14 protein-coding genes are annotated in these 18,620 nt (G+C 72.4%); 11 read left to right on the forward strand and 3 right to left on the reverse strand.

All coding sequences use genetic code 11. The features are described from left to right. Positions 1-3 precede the first annotated feature (3 nt). Positions 4-1,830 carry a glycoside hydrolase family 15 protein gene (locus tag ABZ948_RS17800; protein ID WP_359760543.1) on the reverse strand — a complete coding sequence of 609 codons (1,827 nt, stop codon included), beginning with the start codon at positions 1,828-1,830 and terminating at the stop codon, positions 4-6. A gap of 281 nt (positions 1,831-2,111) precedes the next feature. On the opposite strand from ABZ948_RS17800, the gene ABZ948_RS17805 reads away from it, so the two are divergent. The 9 genes from ABZ948_RS17805 to ABZ948_RS17845 are packed head-to-tail and all read left to right on the forward strand — an operon-like array spanning position 2,112 to position 14,360. Then, positions 2,112-2,798: a glycosyltransferase gene (locus tag ABZ948_RS17805; protein WP_359760545.1), complete on the forward strand. Its 687-nt coding sequence runs from the start codon at positions 2,112-2,114 to the stop codon at positions 2,796-2,798. Positions 2,799-2,804: 6 nt separating this feature from the next. Beyond that, a complete protein-coding gene (locus ABZ948_RS17810) occupies positions 2,805-4,283 on the forward strand; it encodes a glycosyltransferase family 4 protein (RefSeq protein WP_359760547.1) in 1,479 nt (492 codons plus the stop codon). Beyond that, complete coding sequence (locus ABZ948_RS17815; protein WP_359760549.1) at positions 4,280-6,673, forward strand: lipopolysaccharide biosynthesis protein; 2,394 nt, start codon at positions 4,280-4,282, stop codon at positions 6,671-6,673. The genes ABZ948_RS17810 and ABZ948_RS17815 overlap by 4 nt, the downstream gene beginning before the upstream one ends. Beyond that, a complete protein-coding gene (locus tag ABZ948_RS17820; RefSeq protein ID WP_359760551.1) occupies positions 6,673-8,493 on the forward strand; it encodes a glycosyltransferase in 1,821 nt (606 codons plus the stop codon). The genes ABZ948_RS17815 and ABZ948_RS17820 overlap by 1 nt, the downstream gene beginning before the upstream one ends. Then, on the forward strand, positions 8,490-9,323 hold the full coding sequence (locus tag ABZ948_RS17825) for a PIG-L deacetylase family protein (RefSeq protein WP_359760552.1): 834 nt from the start codon (positions 8,490-8,492) through the stop codon (positions 9,321-9,323). Before ABZ948_RS17820 ends, ABZ948_RS17825 begins: the two co-directional genes overlap by 4 nt. Beyond that, on the forward strand, positions 9,320-10,858 hold the full coding sequence (locus ABZ948_RS17830; protein WP_359760554.1) for an ArnT family glycosyltransferase: 1,539 nt from the start codon (positions 9,320-9,322) through the stop codon (positions 10,856-10,858). The genes ABZ948_RS17825 and ABZ948_RS17830 overlap by 4 nt, the downstream gene beginning before the upstream one ends. Continuing rightward, positions 10,851-11,948, forward strand: a complete 1,098-nt coding sequence (locus tag ABZ948_RS17835) for a glycosyltransferase family 4 protein (RefSeq protein WP_359760556.1) — start codon at positions 10,851-10,853, stop codon at positions 11,946-11,948. Before ABZ948_RS17830 ends, ABZ948_RS17835 begins: the two co-directional genes overlap by 8 nt. Beyond that, the gene (locus ABZ948_RS17840; protein ID WP_359760558.1) at positions 11,945-13,270 is read left to right on the forward strand and encodes a beta-galactosidase; all 1,326 of its coding nucleotides are present in this window, start codon (positions 11,945-11,947) and stop codon (positions 13,268-13,270) included. The genes ABZ948_RS17835 and ABZ948_RS17840 overlap by 4 nt, the downstream gene beginning before the upstream one ends. A gap of 10 nt (positions 13,271-13,280) precedes the next feature. Continuing rightward, positions 13,281-14,360 carry a GNAT family N-acetyltransferase gene (locus tag ABZ948_RS17845; RefSeq protein ID WP_359760560.1) on the forward strand — a complete coding sequence of 360 codons (1,080 nt, stop codon included), beginning with the start codon at positions 13,281-13,283 and terminating at the stop codon, positions 14,358-14,360. Positions 14,361-14,400: 40 nt separating this feature from the next. Here ABZ948_RS17845 and ABZ948_RS17850 read toward each other — a convergent pair whose 3' ends face one another. Then, complete coding sequence (locus ABZ948_RS17850; RefSeq protein ID WP_359760562.1) at positions 14,401-15,483, reverse strand: GNAT family N-acetyltransferase; 1,083 nt, start codon at positions 15,481-15,483, stop codon at positions 14,401-14,403. A gap of 183 nt (positions 15,484-15,666) precedes the next feature. On the opposite strand from ABZ948_RS17850, the gene ABZ948_RS17855 reads away from it, so the two are divergent. Continuing rightward, positions 15,667-16,413: a TetR/AcrR family transcriptional regulator gene (locus tag ABZ948_RS17855; protein WP_359760564.1), complete on the forward strand. Its 747-nt coding sequence runs from the start codon at positions 15,667-15,669 to the stop codon at positions 16,411-16,413. A 4-nt stretch (positions 16,414-16,417) separates the two neighbouring features. Here the strand turns inward: ABZ948_RS17855 and ABZ948_RS17860 are convergent, their stop codons facing one another. Further along, the gene (locus ABZ948_RS17860; protein WP_359760566.1) at positions 16,418-17,080 is read right to left on the reverse strand and encodes an NUDIX domain-containing protein; all 663 of its coding nucleotides are present in this window, start codon (positions 17,078-17,080) and stop codon (positions 16,418-16,420) included. A gap of 246 nt (positions 17,081-17,326) precedes the next feature. Here ABZ948_RS17860 and ABZ948_RS17865 point away from each other — a divergent pair, with 246 nt between their 5' ends. Next, positions 17,327-18,562 carry an FAD-dependent monooxygenase gene (locus ABZ948_RS17865; RefSeq protein ID WP_359760568.1) on the forward strand — a complete coding sequence of 412 codons (1,236 nt, stop codon included), beginning with the start codon at positions 17,327-17,329 and terminating at the stop codon, positions 18,560-18,562. Positions 18,563-18,620 lie beyond the last annotated feature (58 nt).

The raw sequence follows: 18,620 nt of genomic DNA on the forward strand, positions 1-18,620 counted from the left end.
CGATCAGCGCCGCCTCGCGACGGCCGGGGCACGGCGGCTCGGGCCCCGTGGCGACGACAGGCCGAACGCCGTCTCCACCAGGGCGATGTGGCTGAACGCCTTGGGCGCGTTGCCCAGTTGCCGTCCGGCGTCCGGGTCCCACTGCTCGGCGAGCAGCCCCACGTCGTTGCGGACGGCGAGGACGCGTTCGAAGGCCTCGCGGGCCTGCTGCGGATGTCCGGTCGCGGCGAGAGCGTCGGCGTACCACAGGGAGCACGACACGAACGTGCCCTCGTGGCCGTCCATGCCGTCCACGGCGGCCGCCGCGGGACCGGTCGGCCCGTACCGGCGTACGAACCCCCCGTGCCCGAGACCGCGCATGGCGCGGACGGTGCCGCGGACCCGTTCGTCCCGGGCCGGGAGGAAACCGAGCCGGGGGATGAGCAGCGCCGAGGCGTCCAGGCCCGGCGAGCCGTACGACTGCACGAAGGATCCCTGGGCGGCGTCCCAGCCCTCCCGGCAGACCTGCCGGTGCACCTCCTCCCGCATGGCCCGCCATTCGCCGGAGGAGCCGTTGCGGCCGAGCAGTTCGCCCATGCGCACGGCGCGGTCGGCGGCCACCCAGGCCATCACCTTGGAGTGCACGAACTGCCGCCGCGGGCCCCGTACCTGCCACAGGCCGAGGTCGGGCTCGCGCCAGTGCCGGTGCAGGAACCCCATGAGCGACTCGACCAGGTCCCACACATGGGCCGGCATCGCGATCCCCGCCCGCAGTGAGTGCCAGAGCGTGTCCATGACCTCGCCGTACACGTCCAGCTGGAAGGAGCGCACGCCGGAGGTCCCGAACCGCACCGGCCGGGAGCCCTCGTAGCCCGGCAGCCAGGGTGCCTCGGTCTCCGGCAGCAGCCGCTGCCCCTTGACCCCGTACACGGTCTGGAGGTCGGCGGGGTCACCCGCGATGGCCCGCACCAGCCAGTCCAGCCAGGCCGTGGCCTCCTCCCGGTAACCGCTGCGCAGCAGGCACGACAGGGTTCGCGTGGAGTCGCGGAGCCAGCAGAACCGGTAGTCCCAGTTGCGTTCCCCTCCGATGGTTCCGGGCAGTGAGGTGGTCGGCGCGGCGACGATGCCGCCCGTGGGGGCGTAGGTGAGCGCCTTGAGCGTGATGAGGGAGCGGACCACGGCCTCCCGCCACGGTCCCTCGTAGCGGCACTGGCCGCTCCAGCGCCGCCAGAAGTCGACGGCCTCCTTGAGCGCGGTCTCGGCCGGGACGGACAGCGGCTCGGGCGGGGCGGGCCGGTGGGAGGGCGACCACACGAGCGTCAGCGCCAGACGCCGGCCCGCCGGGACGGTGAAGTACCGGACCGTGGCCTCCTCGCCGCCCTCCACTCGCTCCGGAGCCTCGCCGCCCAGCCACACGGCGTCCGGACCCGCGACCGCGACGGTGCAGTGGTCGATCTCGCGGACCCACGGCACGACCCGGCCCTGGTGGAACCGCAGCCGCAGCTCGCTGCGCACCCGCACGGTCCCCGCCAGGCCCTCGACGACCCGCACCAGACACGGCAGCCCCGCGCGCGGCGGCATGAAATCCGTGACACGCACGGCACCGGCGGGGGTCTCCCACACGGACTCCAGCACCAGCGTGTCGGGGCGGTACGCCCGCCGGGTGCAGGGGCCGCCGGAGTCCGGCGCGATCCGCCAGAAGCCGTTGTCCTCGGCGCCCAGCAGGGCGGCCATGCAGGCCGGGGAGTCGAAGCGCGGCAGACACAGCCAGTCGATGGCCCCGTCCCGGCCGACCATGGCCGCGGTCTCGAGGTCACTGAGGAGGGCGTAGTCCTCGATGGGCGTATTCATGACCGGGCGAGCTTTCTCTCCCTGCCGTCTCGTTTACGACGTATACATACATCGTCACCCCAGCGGTGACCGCCCGTCAACCCGGTGGACATCACTTGACGAGTCCGGCATATCGACACAAGATGCTTGTATACGTCGTAAACATACGGCGAGTCGCCCGATGGCGACGGAGGTGAGCGCACATGGTGTCCATGCCGACCGTGCCGTCACCCAGCCCGGTGAAACGAGGTCCCGCCGCATTGGGTGCGATCCCCTCGTGCCTCAGGCGCCCGGCAGTGGAGGTGGAGATCGTCATCCCCGCTGTCAACGAGGAGCGGCGCCTGCCCCGCACCATCGCGGTGACGGTGGACTACCTCAGAGGACAGCCCTGGTCGTCCGCGGTCGTCGTCGTCGACAACGACAGCGTGGACTGCACGATCGACGTGCCGGAGCGCTACGACAACCCCGTGACCCCGGTCCATGTGATCGGCTGCAGCGAACACGGCAAGGGCGCCGCCGTCCGCCGTGGCCTGGTCACCTCGGCGGCCCGCTTCATCGGCTTCGTCGACGCCGACAACGCGACGCCCATCGAGACGCTCGACAAGGCGCTCCCGCTGCTCAGGAACGGGTACGCGGCGGTGATCGCCTCCCGGCACGTCGACGGCTCCCACTGCGAGGTCGAGTCGGCGCTGCGCCGATGCGGCGGCTGGACCTTCCGCAGGCTCGCCCGCATCGCGCTGCCGGACATCGCGGACACCCAGTGCGGCTTCAAGTTCTTCGACGGGCCGCTCGTCCGGCGCGTGGCGGCGGACTGCCAGGTGAACGGGTTCGCCTTCGACGTCGAGCTGCTCGCCCGGCTCGTGCGGTCCGGCGGCAGAGTCGCCGAGGTGCCGGTCGACTGGTCGGACATGCCCGGATCGACGTTCTCGGCCCGCCGGGACGGCCTGCGTTCCATGGCGGACGTGCTTCGTATCTCTCTCGCGCGGTGACTGTTGATGTCTGCTCTTGAGCACATTGCTCGCACGAACATCCTGGTCCTGAACTGGCGTGACCCGGCACATCCCCAGGCCGGGGGCGCGGAGGCCTACGCTTACGAGATCGCGCGACGGCTGGCCCGCGCGGGCGCGCGCGTGACCTTCTTCGCCGCCCGCTTCCCCGGCTCACCGAAGAGCGAGTCGGCCGACGGCGTTCGCGTCCTGCGGGGCGGGGGCACGTTCGGCGTCTACCCCGCCGCTGCCGCCCACCTGCTGAGGAACCGTCACACCTACGACGCCATCGTCGACTTCCAGAACGGCATCCCCTTCTTCTCACCGCTGTTCACGCCCCGCTGGACCGCGGACATCTGCGTGATCCACCACATCCACCAGAAGCAGTTCGACCTGTTCTTCCCATGGCCCGTGAACAGCGTCGGGCGACTCCTCGAGAAGCAGATCAGCCGCTGGGTCTACCGCGGGCGCGCGATCGTCGCCGTGTCCCCCTCCACCCGCCAGGGCGTGCGCGCGGAACTGGGCTTCACGAACCCCATCTACCTCGTGCCCAACGGCAGCCCCAGGCCGCACCCGACGCGCGTCGCCCGCGCCGAGACGCCGACGATCACCGTGGTCAGCCGCATGACACCGCAGAAGCGGGTGGATCTGCTGCTCCGGGCCCTCCCCGAGCTCCGGCGGCGCTGGCCCGACCTGCGCATCGACCTCGCCGGTGACGGCACCGAACTGCCGAAGCTGCGCACGCTCGCCTCCGCACTCGGTCTCGACAGGGCCGTCGAATTCCACGGCCATGTCAGCGAGGAGCGGAAACGGGTGCTGCTCGGCCGGGCGTGGCTCACCGTCGTGCCCTCCGTCGCCGAGGGCTGGGGCCTGACCGTCATCGAGGCGAACTCCATGGGAACGCCCGCGCTCGCCTTCGACGTTCCCGGCCTGCGTGACGCCGTCCAGCACGGGTACAACGGCTGGCTGATCCCCACCGAGTCGGCCTTGACCGAGGGAATCGCCACGGCGCTCACCGAACTGGGCGATGCCGGCATCCGCGAGCGGACGGCGCGGCGCTGCGTCGCCTGGAGCTCGCGGTTCTCCTGGGACGACAGCGCCGACCGGCTCGCCCGGGTGGTGCTGGAGGAGTCCCGGCGCGTCCGCCGGCACCGCCGATCCCGCCGCCGCACCAGTGATCTCACGGTCTTCACGCAGTTCCGCGCCCGCGACGGCGACGACGTCGAGCGCGTCCTGAGGTCCCTCCTGCGGGAGACCGACCGGTGGGACCGGCGCGGAGACACCTTCCAGGTGATGCTGGACGGCTGCGACGAACTGCGTGCGTTCCAGGCGCTGCGGCGGCTGGGCGTCGAGGAGGCCGTCGTCCGGCTGGCACACCGGCGGGAACAACTCGTACGCCCCGATACGAGCGACGTGGACGCGGCGTGGGCGGCACCGACACCGACCGGCCCCGGGCCGGGCACCCTGGATCGGCGGGATCCCGCATGACCGCCCTGCGCACGGCGACGACGCACCGGCCGACGGCACGCCCCGACGTGGCGACGGCGGCGCACGGCGCGCGCTGGATCACCGCGTCGGTCGTGGTCGTCGGCGTCGTGAACTACGGGTACGCGCTGCTCCTGACGAGGTTGCTGGACGTCGGTTCGTACGCGGTGTTCGCGGCCGGCGCGGGGCTGCTGCTGAGCGCGGTGACCGTGGCGAGGGTGACGATCCCCTGGGTGCTGGCGCAGGCGCTGGCCCGCGCGGGGTCGGACGCGGAGCGCAGCGACGCCACCCGGTTCGCGATCATCACCAGCACGGGAGCGGGCTTCGTCGCCGCCGGCATCGTCGCGGGCGTGGCCATCGGGTTCGCCGGCCCCGCGACCACGCTGGCGCTGGCCCTGACCACGTTCTGCTGCTACGTGACGTCGGTGCCCGTCGGCCGGCTCCAGGGCGAGGAGCGCATGCGGACGCTGTCTCTGCTGGGTGTGGCCGAAGTCGTGCTGAAGACGATGATCGGCGTGGCCCTGGTGCTGGTCCTCGGGCTGAGCGACACCGGAGCGCTGGCGGCCTTCGGGGTGGCCCTGCTGCCGTTCCTGCTGTGGTGGCCGGCACTGCGGCGAGGCGCCGGGCGGGCCTGGCAGAGCGCCTCGGCCAACCGGGACCTGTGGCGCCGCGCGTTCGGCATCGCGCGAGTGCAGGGGCTGGTCGCGCTGATGGTCGCGATCGACGTGGTCCTGGTGACCGTGCTGCCCGCCGACCGGGCCGCCGCCGCGAGCTACCAGTCGAGCGTCACGCTGTCGCGGGTGCCGCTGTTCGTGGCCTCCGCGGTGTCCATAGCGTTCTTCCCGGCGCTGTCCCGGCGGTTGGTCGACAGCTCGCTCAGCGCCAGCGCCGTGCGGATGTACGTCATCGCCTCCCTGCCGCTCGCCGTCACCGTCGCCACCGCGCCGGCCGCGGTGCTGACCACGATCTTCCCCGCCGGTTACAGCATGATGAGCGCCCTGATCGCCTTCACGGCGATCACGGGCTTCGCTCTCGGCACGATCAACCTCATCGTCACCTTCTTCCAGGCCGCGGACGACTACGCCTGTGCGCGCCACCAGGTCGTCGGCCTGGTGGGCTACACCCTCAGCCTCCTGGCGGGCTGGCAGATCGGCGGCGTGCGCGGCATGGCGATCGGCGGAGCGGTGGGCGGCGTCGGAGCGCTCGCCCTCCTGGTCCACCGGCTCGTCCGCAGCCGGGGGACGGCACCCCTCAGCCGGATGCCCCTCCTGGAACCGCTGCTGCTCGCGGGAGTGCTGGTGCTGCTGCACCCGTATCCACTGGCGTGGCTGATCGCCGCGACGGTCATCGGCCTGCGCACCGTGGAGCGCTTCCTGCGCCGCACCAACGCCCACGGCCCGGCGGAGGAGCCGCCTGTGGAGTTGACCACCCACCAGTCAGGAACAGCCATGATCCACGCATCGGCGGAACATTCGAAGGTCCGCACCAGCGGTACCGAAGTGCGGCCCGGCCGCCTCCTCGTGGACGCCGTCTGGCGCGAAACGCCGCGGCCGGCCGGCGATGCCGCACTGCGGCGCGCGCTGCCGCTCGCGCGCGACAACCAGGTGGAGGGCCGCCTCGCGCGGGCCTACCCCCGGCAGTTGGCGGACGTCGTGGCCGAGGTGGACACCGCGAACGAGCTGTTCCGGGAGAACCTGGGCGAGGTCACCGACCGCCTGCGCGCCGCCGGCATCCCCACGGTGCTCATCAAACGGGGCCGGGAGAACGGCCACGCGTGCGGCGACTTCGATCTCGTGGTGCCGGACGGGCGCTGGCAGGCCGCGTGCGACGTCCTCCAGGGCTGGTACGTCGACCGTTCGACGTACTGGCTGGAGCGGTCCACGAAGGTGCTGCTGGAACCGCGGCGCGGCCCCTCGGTCCATCTGCACACCGGCGTGTCGTGGTTCGGTGTGCCCGTGATGTCCACCCGCCGGCTCTTCGATCGGGCCTGTCCCGACGCAGGCGCCTGGCTGGCGCCCCATCCGGCGGACGAACTGCGCATCTGGCTGGCTCACGGCCTGTTCCAGAATCTCTCCCTCGACCTGTCGGAGCTGGTCGCGCTGCGGGACCTGCTCCTGCCGGACCTCGTGGAGGACGCGCGGCGGGAGGCGGCGCGCGAGGGATGGCTCACCGGCTGTGCCCGGGCACTCGTCGTCGCGGACGAGGCGATAGGCGAGCTGGACCGCGGGACGCTGATCAGGCTTCCGGTACCGCTCCCGGCCACCGCGTCCCTCCGCGTGGGCGCCGAGCACGCGCTCCACCTCCTGCGGAACGGACGCACGACCGTCGCGGCGCGAGAGGCTGCCCTGCGGGTGCCGCTCGTGGTCGCCAAGAGCCGGGGGAGGTTCGCCTGATGAAGCGTCGCACCCTGCTGGTCTGTGTGTCCGGTCCGGACGGCGCCGGGAAGTCGTCCCTGGCCGGACGTGTGGCGACGAGCCTGCGCGGTCACGGGTACGCCGTGGCGACCCCGTACTGCTACGGCTGTGTCATCTGCCGGCGCCTGCCCGAGCGGCTGCGGTCGCGGTACACCGCCTCCCCCGCGCCGCGCCGGTCGTTCACCTCGGCTGCCGGCACGCTGGTCGGCCGGCTGCACGGCTGGCTGGACGCGGCGGAACTCGCCGTCCGCCTCGCGCAGGCCACCGCGCGGGCACGTCTCACGGGCCGGGGACGGCCCAGCGCGGTGGTGACCGATCGCGGCCCGCTCGACGCTCTCGTCAAGTTCGACCCCGTGCCCCACTCGGCGCTGGCGGCCGTCCTCACCCGGCTGTCGAGGTTCTGTCACGTCACCCTGCTCCTCGACGCGGAGCCTGAGGTACTCGCGGAACGCGACGGCGTGTTCGCGATCGGTCCGCTGGCGGACCTCCGGGACCGCTACCGGCGCTGGGCCTCGCGGCCGCCTGACGCGGACGTGGTGGACGCCGCCGCCCCGCCCGCCACGGTCGCCGCCGAGGCCATGCGGCGGGTGCTGGCGCGGCAGCGCACGCCGGAGAGCACGGCCGAACCGCCCGGCGACTCGGCCGACGGCAGGAAGCACGTGGTGATCTCCACCTTCGACGACCTCCACAACCCGCACTACCGCGGCGGCGGCGCGTTGCTCGTCTACAAGGTCGCCCGCCGCCTCGCCGAGACCCACCGGGTCACGGTCATCACGGTGGCGGCGCACGGCGGCAGCGAGACCCGCGACGGTGTGCGGTACCGCCGGATCCCGCTGGGCTGGGCCGGACCGCGCTTCGGGCAACTCCTCTATCACGCGGTGCTGCCGCTCATGGCGCGCCGGCTGTCGCACGACCTGTGGCTGGAGAGCTTCACGCCGCCTTTCTCCACGAGTTTCCTCCCGCTGTACTCCCGGAGCCGGGTGGTGGGACTCGCCCAGTCGCTCAGCGGTGCCGCCATGTCACGCAAGTACCACCTTCCGTTCTTCCTGGTCGAGCGGTTCGGCCTGCGGTTCTACGAGGACGTCGTCGTCCTCAACGAGGCGGACGGCGCCACCGTCCGCCGGCATTCCCCCCGGACGGTCACCCACCTGATCCCCAACGGCATCGAGCGGCCGCCCGTCAGGCCGGAGCGGATCGGCGACGGCGACTACATCGCCTTCCTGGGGCGCGTGGACGTCTGGACCAAGGGGCTGGACCTCCTCCTCGCCGCCCACGCCGGGGGCTCGCCGCCGATGCCCCTGCTGCTGGCCGGTGCGGGCGCCCCCGGCGAGGAGGCCAAGCTCGTCGGACTGCTCAGCGCGACGGGCGCCGAGGCCCGCTGGATCGGTGAGGTGACGGGCTCCGACAAGCACCGGTTCCTGGAGGGCTGCGCCTTCACCGTGCTGCCCTCGCGCGGCGAGGCGTTCGGCATCGTGGCGCTGGAGAGCATGGCGTACGGCAAGCCGGTGGTGCACTTCGATCTGCCCACCCTGCGGTGGATGGACGGCGGCGGGAATGTCCCCGTCCCCGCCTTCGACGTGGACGCCCTGGCACGGCAGTTGTGCGCTCTCGCGAGGGACGAGGAGAGGCGCCGGCGGCTGGGGCGCCTGGCGTACGAGGCCGCGCAGTGGTTCTCGTGGGAGCGCACGGCCGGTCAGTACCTCACCCTCGTCCAGCGGCTGCTGGACGCCCCCGGTCCGCCCAGGAGTACGGCCGAGGCGACCCCGCGGGAAGCGGAACGAGAGGAGGCGGCGTCATGAGGGCCGATCCACTCACCGCCGTGATCGAGGCGGGCACACCACTGGTCGTGCTCTCCCCGCATCTGGACGACGCGGTCCTGTCCTGCGGTGCGCTGATGACGCACGCGATGGGGCGCACACAGGTGCGGGTGGTGACCTTCTTCACGGAGTCCGGCGCCCCGCCCTACACGTTCTCGGGGCGGCAGTACCTGCGGCAGGTCGGACAGCCCGACGCCGAGCGCCTGTACCGGCGGCGGCGTGCCGAGGACCGGGAAGTCCTCGCTCGGCTCGGCGCGGCCTGGCTGCACCTCGGGCTGGTCGACGGTCTGTTCCGGCGCAAGTCCGGGGCGCCGGGCCGGAGCCCGGGCCGGGTGCGCCGGGTGCTGCCCGAGGTGGCGCACGTCTATCCGACGTACCGGCTGCACATCGCCACGGGCCGGGTCTCCCGGCACGACGCCCGCACCCTGGGCCGCATGCTGGCGCTGCTCCAGGAGCTGGCGGCCCCGCCGCGTCCGGTCCTGCTGGCGCCCTGCGGAGTGGGCGGACACGTGGACCACGTGCTGGTGCGGACCGCCGCCGAACTCAGCGGTGAACCGGTGATCTACTACAGCGACTTCCCCTACAACCAGCGGCACCGCCTCGACCCGGGCTTCGTCGACCGGGCCTCCCTGATCGAGGTCGAGTGGTCGCGGGAGCTCGCCGCCAAGTCGGCGCTGGTGCGCGGCTACGGCTCGCAGGCCCGGGCGCTCTTCCCCGGTGGCCGCATCCCGATGGTGCCGGAGACCTATCTGCTCGCCGACGGCGAGCGGGCGAACGGCCGACCGAACGGGGGCGCGCCATGGCTGTCATGAGCAGGGCTCTGCCGATGTCGGTGGCGTGGCTGCGCGCGGTACCGCTCTGGGCGGTGGCCGGCGCCGGCGGCCTCCTCACCGTGGTGGTCCGGCTGATCGGCTGGGGCCAGGGGCCGGACGTCTTCGGCGACGAGGTCTTCTACTGGCGATTCGGCCACTCCGTGGCCCACGGGGGCTTCCCCCGGGACCACGGGGGCACGTTCTGGCTCCACCCGCCCGGCTTCTTCTACATCGAGGGCGGCTGGGAGCGGCTGTTCGGCGCGCCGGCGGACGTCGTCTCCGGGGTGTACCAGATGCGTTCCCTGAACGCCGTGCTCGCCGGCCTCACCGCCGTGGCACTGGTACTTCTGATGGTCCGCGTCACCAAGTCCACGACGGTCGCCGTCGCCGTGGCCACGGTCTTCGCCTTCGACCCGTACATCCTGCGGATCAACCAGCGGGTGCTCATCGAGACGTCGACGATGCTCTGGGTGGTGCTGGGCTTCCTGGTGCTGCTGCCGTTGGCCCAGCGGGCCACGGGGATCAGGTGGCGCCGGCGGGCCGCCGCCGCCGGGCTGCTGTTCGGCGTCGGCATCCTGACGAAGGACGTGGCGGCCCTCATCACCGTGGTGCCCCTGATCGTCGCGGCGCGATTCGTCTGGCCGAAGCGGCGGTCGGTGCCGTTGTTCACCGCCGCGATGGCGACCGTCCCGTACGCGATCTACGTCGGCGTCGTGGCATGGGCGGGCCACTTCGACGACCTGTGGGGGAACAAGACCCACGGCATCAGACGGCTGCTGGGCATGGCACAGGAGACCGGCTTCAACTCCGCGAAGACGCCGTCCCTCAACCAGCGCCTCACCGAGGAGCTGTCGAACTTCGGCAGCACCTACGCGCTCCTCGCCCTGGCCGTCGTGGCCGTGGTGCCGTTCCTGCGTCGCGGCAGTCCGCCGCAGCGCCTGCTGGGCCTGTGGTACGTGTCGGCGGCCATCGCCCTCGCCTACGCCGTGGTCAAGGGCACGCTGGAGGAACAGCAGCTGTACCTGCTGATCGTGCCGACGATCGTGATCGTGGCGATGAGGGCCCACCTGCTGTGGGAGCGGCGGGTCGAGCGCCGGCGCCGCGGCCCCGTCTCGCGCGTCGCGACGGTCTCCCTGCTGGCGCTGACCCTGGCGTGGTCCGGGTTCACCTACGCGGGCGCCACCTCGGAGCCCGACGACGGGTACGAGCGACTGCGGCAGTACATGGTGGAGCACGTGCCCGCGGGCAGCGCGATCACGTCCATGAGCGGCTCGGCGAGCCTGCTCCTTGAGGACCGCTATCGCATGGGCAAGTGGTTCACGCCGCAGGAGCGGGCGCGGGAGCACGTGGCCTACGTCGTCGTGCCGTGGCGGATCGTCGAGCACAACATCTCCACGTTCACGCCGGGCGAGGCGCGGCAGCTCACCCAGCAGGGCGCACTGCTCTTCTCGTTCCACGGCCGCACGTACGGCACGGTCGAGCTGTACCGGGTGCCGGTGCCGCCGGCGTCGCCGGTGGACGGTCGCGATGGCTAGCCGCTCGGCACGCAGTCGCGTCCTGCTCTTCACCAGCTGTCCGTACGAGGGCGGGGCGGGAGCCGACACCCGGCTGGCCGCGTCGATCGCCGACTGCATGCCGGACCGGGACTTCCTGTGGTTCACGCGGTGGCCGTCGCGCGGATCGCGCGGGCCGACGCGCGGCAAGGGCATCCCGATCGTGTCGCGCGACGGTGCCCCCCACGTTCCGGAGCGGCTCCAGGTGGCCCTTGCCGGAGGCGTCCTCGCCCGCCGCACGGACCTGGTGCACGCGGTCCTGACGATCGGGGGGACGTACCCGTTGTTCTCCCGGCTGCGTCGGGGTCTGCTCGGTGGCGGCCCGGTCATCCACACGGTGCCCGGGGTGATGGACGCCGGTCTGCTGGAGCGGGCCCGGCCGCTCGGGACGACGGTCGCCCTGTCGGAGGCCACGGCCGGACAGCTGCGGTCGGCGGGGTTCGGCGACGTCCGGGTGATTCCGCCGACGATCCCCCTGGACCGTTGGCCGTGGCGCCCGCGGACCACCGGAAGCCCTCCCGTGGTCCTGTTCGCCGGTCACCACGACCCGCAGGGCGGCGCCCGGGAGGCCGTCACCGCGGCGGCGGAGGCCCATCGCCGAGGGGCCCGGTTCCGTCTGGTGCTGGCCATGAGGGCCCGGCCGGGGCAGGACGAGCGAGCGCTGGAGGCAGAGCTGCGCACCCTGGCGGCCCGGGAGGGGCTCCCCGAGGTCGACGTCCAGGGCCACGTCCCCGACATGCCGGGGCTGCTGGGGGCGACGGACGTCCTGCTCTTCCCCCCGCGGCAGCTGGGCGGGAAGGCGGACGTGCCGTTCGTCGTACTGGAAGCGTTGGCCACGGGACGGCCGGTGATCCTCAGCGACCTCCCCCAGTTCGCCGGGCTGGGGGACGCCGCGTCGCGCGCTCCTGTCGGGGACCGGCACCGAACGGGTGAGCTGCTGGCGCGGCTGCTCGAGCGGCCGCGCCAGTGGGAGATGCAGGCGAGGCTCGGGCGTGCCACGGTGGAGGAGTTGTTCGGCCCCGACCGTTTCCGAGCGCAGTACGAACGTTTGTACAAGGAGGCCTTGGCGTGAACCCGGCACGTCGAGACGCCGTACGGCGCGCGGTCGGCCAGACGGCGCGCTACCGGAAGCACATCGGCATCATCGCCGCCGTCCTCCTCGCCGTGGCCTGCGTCCGAGCCCCCCAGGACGACGATCGCTCGACCTACTACTTCGGCACCCTGCAGAGCTTGCCCGACAAGGCGCGCACGGAGCGGAGCATGGGCCTCCAGGTCGCCGAGATGCAGATCTCCTGGGACGAGTACGAGATCCGGGAGGGCGAGTACTCCGCCCGGTACCTGGAAAGCGTCAAACGGGAGCTGAGCCGGTTCCAGAAGGCGGGACTGCTCGTCGAGGTGAACCTCGGCCTGAACCGCGCGCCGGACTGGCTCTACGAGACGTATCCCGAAGCCGCCTACGTGAACCAGCACGGGGAACGCATCGCGGAGACCCCCAACATGGTCTTCAGCCAGACCGTGCGCGAGAAGGCACAGCGCTATGTCGACCGGCTCGACCAGGTCATCGGGCTCGAGAACTTCTGGGCCGTCCGGGTCGTGGTCAGCTCCTCCGGCGAGTTCACCTACCCCACCGGCGGCCCCGATCGCGCGAGCGGGAACACGTACTACTGGGCGTACGACAGGAACGCCCAGAGCCGGACCCCGGCGGGGCGGCCGCCCACCGTCGCCGCGAACCCGTACCCCGGCTGGAAACCGGGCCAGCGCTCCTACCAGGGGAAGGCGTTCACCGAGGCCCAGGTCCGCCGCTGGCACGACTGGTACCTGCGGGCCCTGTCCGACGTCGTGAACTGGCAGATCAGGCACTACAAGTCGCTGGGCTACAACGGCTTCCTCAAGGTCCTCGTGCCGGGCACCGGCTACTACCCGCGGCGCTTCGAACGCGCCGTCGACCAGCACCTGCGGGCGACGGCCGACTCCCGACTGGTCGCCCTCGGGGCGGGCTTCTACAACACCCTGGGCTACATCCGCGACCGCCGGAACGTGCAGATCGTGCCGACCTCCCTGGTCGACGGCACCGGAAAGCCGAAGAACAACGGCTGCTCCTCCGACGACCACCGGGTCAACGTCCTGTCCCCGTCCCCCCAGGTGCAGGCCGACTGGTCGTCGATGCGCTGGATCAGCCGCATCGCGCGGCGATACGGCTTCACCCAGTTGAACGGGGAAAGCGCCGGGATCCACGTGAGCCCCTACTACCCCGGCGTCATGGCCGACGCGGCCCACCAGATGAAGAGCTGCGGACTCCGGGGGCTGATGTGGGCGTTCGGGAAGAACCTCTACGACGGCACCCCGGGTTCCTCACTCGCGGACTACGCCACGGTGATCTCCCGCTACAACTGAGGTGATCGCGATGGACGTCACGGTCCTCCGGCCCGACGAGCTGACCGCTGCCGACATCGGCTCCTGGCGCGCCATGCAGCAGGCCGACCCGGCACTGGCCAACCCCTTCCTGTCTGCCGAGTTCACCCTGGCGGTCGGGCACCAGCGTGCGACCGCCCGGGTGGCCCGGCTCACCACGGCCGGCCCGCAGGGCGCGCGTACCGTCGGGTTCTTCCCCTTCGAACGGCATGCCCTCGGCTCCGGCAAGCCCATCGGCTCCGGGTTCTGCGACTGCCAGGGCCTGGTCCACGAGCCGGGATTCGCATGGGATCCGGTGGAGCTGCTCCGGGCGTGTGATCTCGCGGTATGGGAGTACGACCATCTCGCCGCGGGACAGACGCCCTTCGAGGCCGCGGGCACGCCCCGCGCCCGGGCCGCCTCGCCCATCATGGAGCTGAACGGCGATCACGGCGCCTACCTCGACAGCCTCCCGCGCAAGTTCCTCAAGGCCGCGCGGCAGAAGGAGCGCAAGCTGAGCCGCGAAGCGGGCCCGGTCCGTCTGGTCTTCCACGCGCCCGAGCCCCTGCTGCTGGACACCCTGATCCGCTGGAAGTCGGCCCAGCTGCGCGCGAAGGGGCGCCGGGACCTGCTGTCCCAGGAGTGGTTCCAGGCGATTCTGCGGGAGCTCCTCGACCTCCCCTCCGAGTCCTGCTCGGGCACCCTGTCCGTGCTGTACGCGGGCGAGGAGCCCGTCGCCATGCGCTACGAGTTGCGGTCGCGGCGGGTGCTCGCCGGCTGGTTCCCCGCCTACGACCAGCGGTTCGCCCGGTACTCGCCCGGGATCCTGCTGTACCTCAAGCTCGCCGAGGCGGCCGCGGAGCGGGGCATCGACCACATCGACCTGGGCAAGGGCGCCGGGACCCACAAGGACGACCTCAAGACGGCGGAACTGACCGTCACCGAGGGGTACGTCGCCCGGCGCACGCCCAAGGCGGCGCTGTGCCGGGCGCGGATGGCGTCGGGTCGCACCGCTCGTGCGGCGGTCCGCGCCAACCCGGCGGTCCACCGCGCCGCCGTCAAGGCGGCCAACGCGGTCGATCGGCTTCACTGACGGCCGCAGCCGCGTCATCGCCGGGCGCCGGTGCCTGCGGTCAGTACCCCTGGAAGCGGATCGCGCGCCTCACGGCCTTGCGCAGGCCGCGATCGGCGGCGTAGAGCGGAAGCCGCTCGCGGACGTAACGCGGGGACGAGAGGGCGTCCGTGCCGAAGCTCTCCTTGAACCTGGCGAGGGAGGGACCTTGGAGGGACCCTCCCATGTCGTACTGCCGGCAGCCCTCGGCGCACGCGTCCTCGATCGCCAGCCGCTGCAGCAGGTGGTTGGCCCGGGTCGGGTGAGCCAGTTCCCGGTTCATGGCGCCGCGCCAGAACAAGGCCTGGCCGCCGTGGCGCAGGACGACGATCGCGGCGGCGGGCTCCCCGGCGCGCCAGGCCAGCCACGTCGCGCAGGACTCCCCCAGCCGGTCGGCGACGGTCTCCAGCCGGTGCCGGGGAAAGACATGCTTCCTGCGCCACCGGGCCAGTGCCAGCGGCTCGTGCTGCTGCTTGGCCCATCGCGCGATCGACTGCTCGAACAACTCGTAGAAGACCGGGACGAGACGGCCGGTCCGGTCCACCTCGACCTCGAGTTCGGAGCGCTCGGCGCGGCGGACTCCCCGTCGCACGCCCTGGTGGAAGCGACGCTCCCAGACCGTGCCGAAGCCGCCCTCCAGGTTCAGCACGTGGACCGTGTGCGGCTCGGAGCGGAAGTCCGCGGGCGCGCTGCGCGCCCACGCCTCGTCGTCCCCGGGGCGGAACCTCACCCCGATCCGGTTGGCCGGTCGCCGCGCGAGGTCGTCGAACACCGCACGGGCCTCCGTCGATCCCACGGGTCCCGGGCACACCGGCCCCCCGATACCCCACTCCCCCGGCCACGATTCCTCCTCGCCCAGCCACGACGGGCGTTGCCGTCGGGCCACCAGGGGGAGCAGCAGCCTCCTGCCGTCCTCGAATTCGTACAGCCGGCTGGCGTCGCGGTACGGCCCCGTCGCGCAGACGCAGTCCAGCCATGCCGGGGTCTGGGTGACGCGGGTCGAGGCGTCGGCCTCGGCCAGCTCCCACCAGGTCCCGCGCGGCGCCGGGGCGGTGACCCGCACGGCTCCCGCGGGCGTGGGGATCAGGACTACGGATGTGCTCACAGCCATCTCCTGCCGACGCGGAGACCACCGGCGTCCACGCTCCGATCCTAGGGTGTTCGAACAAGGCGGGCATCTCGGGACGAGACGGCGATGCCGGGCACCCACTTACGATGTACAGGTACGCGGTAGACGTAAGGTCGCCCCAGCGAAATGCGGGCACGCGCCGACGTGAGGAGGCCACGCATGGCCAAGGAACGGGCCAGAGCCCGCGGGAAGGCCGGGGCTGCCTCCGACCCGGCCCGGCGCGCCAGCGACCGCGGGAAGTATGGCAGGCTCAGCCGGGAACGCGTCCTGACCGTCGCCCTGGAGCTGGTCGACCGCGAAGGTCTCTCCACGCTGAGCATGCGCCGCCTCGGCGCGGAGCTCGGCGTGGAGGCGATGGCGCTCTACCGGTACGCGGCCGGCAAGGACGCCCTCCTGGACGGACTGGTCGAGGCCCTCTACCTGGAACTCGAGGAACGCCTGTCCGAGGATTCCGGAACGCCGACCGCGGCCGAGGACGCCTGGCGCAGTGAGCTCCACCGCATCGCGCGCGCGACGTACGACGTCTGCCTCGCCCATCCGCAGGCGGTGCCGCTGCTCGCCACGCGCATGCTCGCCGTCCCGCTGGCCCGGCGGCCGCTCGCGGTCCTGCGCGACCACGAGCGGGTGCTCGCCCTGCTCCGCGAGGCGGGGTTCGACCAGGCCCGTGCCGCTTCCGCCTTCCGGGCGTTCACCGCCTGGCTCCTCGGTTACGTGTCCGTGGAGCTGCGCCCCATGGTGGACAACCCCGAGGAGACGGATCCCGCCTTCCGGATGGGACTGCACCGCCTGTCGCCCCAGGAACTGCCCACGCTGCGGGAGACGGCGTCCGCGCTCGCCGAGCACGGTGGGCCGGAGGGTCTGACGGCGGGGCTGGACGCCCTGCTCGACCGGTTCGCGCGGGAGTAGGGCCTCACGTCGCGAACGGCCCCTCCAACGCCGCCCATTGCAGCAGCATGATCGTCTTCGCGTCGGCGATCTCCCCGGTGCGGATCATCTCCAGGGCCCTGCGGAAGGGCAGTTCGAGGATCTCGATGTCCTCGCCCTCCTCGCCCAGGCCGCCGCCCTCGTGGGTGCGAGTCGACGGGCCGTAGGCGGCGGCGTAGAAGCTGACGCGTTCGGTGACCGAGCCGGGGCTCATGTAGACGTCGAAGACGTGCCGGACCTCGCCGATGGTGTGGCCGGTCTCCTCCACGACCTCGCGCCGGACCGCGATCTCCGGGTGCTCGTCATCGTCGTCGAGGAGGCCGCCCGGTGTCTCCACGAGCATGCCGTCGGGGTGCCCGTTGACGTAGACGGGGAAGCGGAACTGGCGGGTGAGCAGGACGGTTTCGCGTTCCGCGTCGTACAGCAGCATGGTCGCCCCGTTGCCGCGGTCGTGCGTCTCGCGTTCCTGGGTGCTCCAGGTGCCGTCGGCGTGCCGGAAGTCGAAGGTCGTGGTCCGTTCGACGTACCAGTGACTGGACAGGAGCTTGACGTCGCGCACCTTGACGCGGGGGTTGCCGGTCAGGTCCCGGCCGGTGCGGTCGAGTCCGGTGCGGCCCCTGCGGTCGGGGGTGTCGATGCCGGCCGTCATCGGGCACCGGCCGGGCGGGGGACGGAAAGCGAAGTGGTCATGCCCGCTTCTACCATCCGGGGCTGTCCGTCGCCGGACGTTTCCGGGCCGGCCGGGGTTCCCGGCGCGACGGTGTGGCGCGTCCGCGCCTGCCCGTCGCCCCGTCGGCCGGGAGACAGTGGGGGTCGGCGCCGAGCGCTTGCGGGAGTGCCCGCACGGCCGCGGCGATCCGATTCACCTCACGGGGGAGGACGTATGGAAACACGCGTGGAAACGCGCCGGAGCACGAAACACGCGGTCGTCGTCGGGGCCGGTATCGGCGGGCTGACCACCGCGCTCGCGCTCGGCCGCACCGGGTGGCGCGTGACGGTGCTGGAGCGGGCGGCGGCCATCGGGGAGATCGGCGCGGGCATCCAGCTCAGCCCCAACGGGGTGCGCGTGCTGAGCTCCCTCGGCGTGCTGGACCGGCTGCTGCCCACGACGTTCCGCCCCGAGGCGGTCGAGATGCGCCTCGGCCGCTCCGGCCGGCGCGTGTTCCGCATCGAGCTGGCCGGGACGGCCGTACGGCGGTGGGGCGCCCCCTACCTGCACGTCCACCGCGCGGACCTGCTCGACGCCCTCCTCGCCGCGACGGCCGACAGCGGCCTGGACATCACCCTGCGCACCGGGTCGGCGGTGCGGGGCTACGAGCAGGACCCGGAGCGGGTCACGGCGGTGCTCGACTCGGGCGAGCGGGTCGGCGGCAGCCTGCTCGTCGGGGCGGACGGCATCCACTCGGTGATCCGCGACCGGATGCTGGGGGCCGGCGAGCCCCGGTTCACCGGCCACGTCGCCTGGCGGGTCACCGTCCCGGTCGAACGCCTGGGGCATGACGTGCCCCCGCCGACCGCATGCCTCTGGGTGGGCGAGGGACGCCATGCGATCACCTACCGGCTCCGGGGTGGGGCGCTGGCCAATCTCGTGGCGGTGGTGGAGCGCGACGCGTGGCGGGGCGAGTCCTGGACCGAGCGCGGCACCCGGCAGGACGCCCTGGCCGATTTCGAGGGCTGGCACCCCACGGTCACCACCGTCCTGCGCGAGGCGGACGCCCATTACCGCTGGGCGCTGTTCGACCGCGAGCCCCTGGAGAACTGGACCGACGGCCGGGTCGCGCTCCTCGGTGACGCCTGCCATCCGATGCTGCCCTACCTGGCCCAGGGCGCCACCATGGCCATCGAGGACGCACAGGTCCTCGCCGACCGGCTCGAAGCACAGCGGCTCGAAACACAGGGACTCGAAGCACAGGGACTCGAACGCCCCGGCGACGTTCCGCGGGCGCTGCGCTCGTACGCCGCGATCAGGCAACCGCGCACCGCACGCGTCCAGGCCGGGTCACGCGAGAACGGCCGGCGCTTCCACCAGGACGGCCGCTTCGCCCACGTGCCTTTGTGGTTCCTCGGCACACTGGCTCCCCACGTGTACCACCGCCGCCTGGACTGGCTGTACGGGCACCGGGTGCCTTGATTCCTCGGGCATGGGAAAGGCCTCCGCGGGCGACTGCCCGCGGAGGCCTTTCCGCACC

The organism is Streptomyces olindensis (assembly GCF_040645895.1).
GTDB lineage: Bacteria > Actinomycetota > Actinomycetes > Streptomycetales > Streptomycetaceae > Streptomyces > Streptomyces olindensis.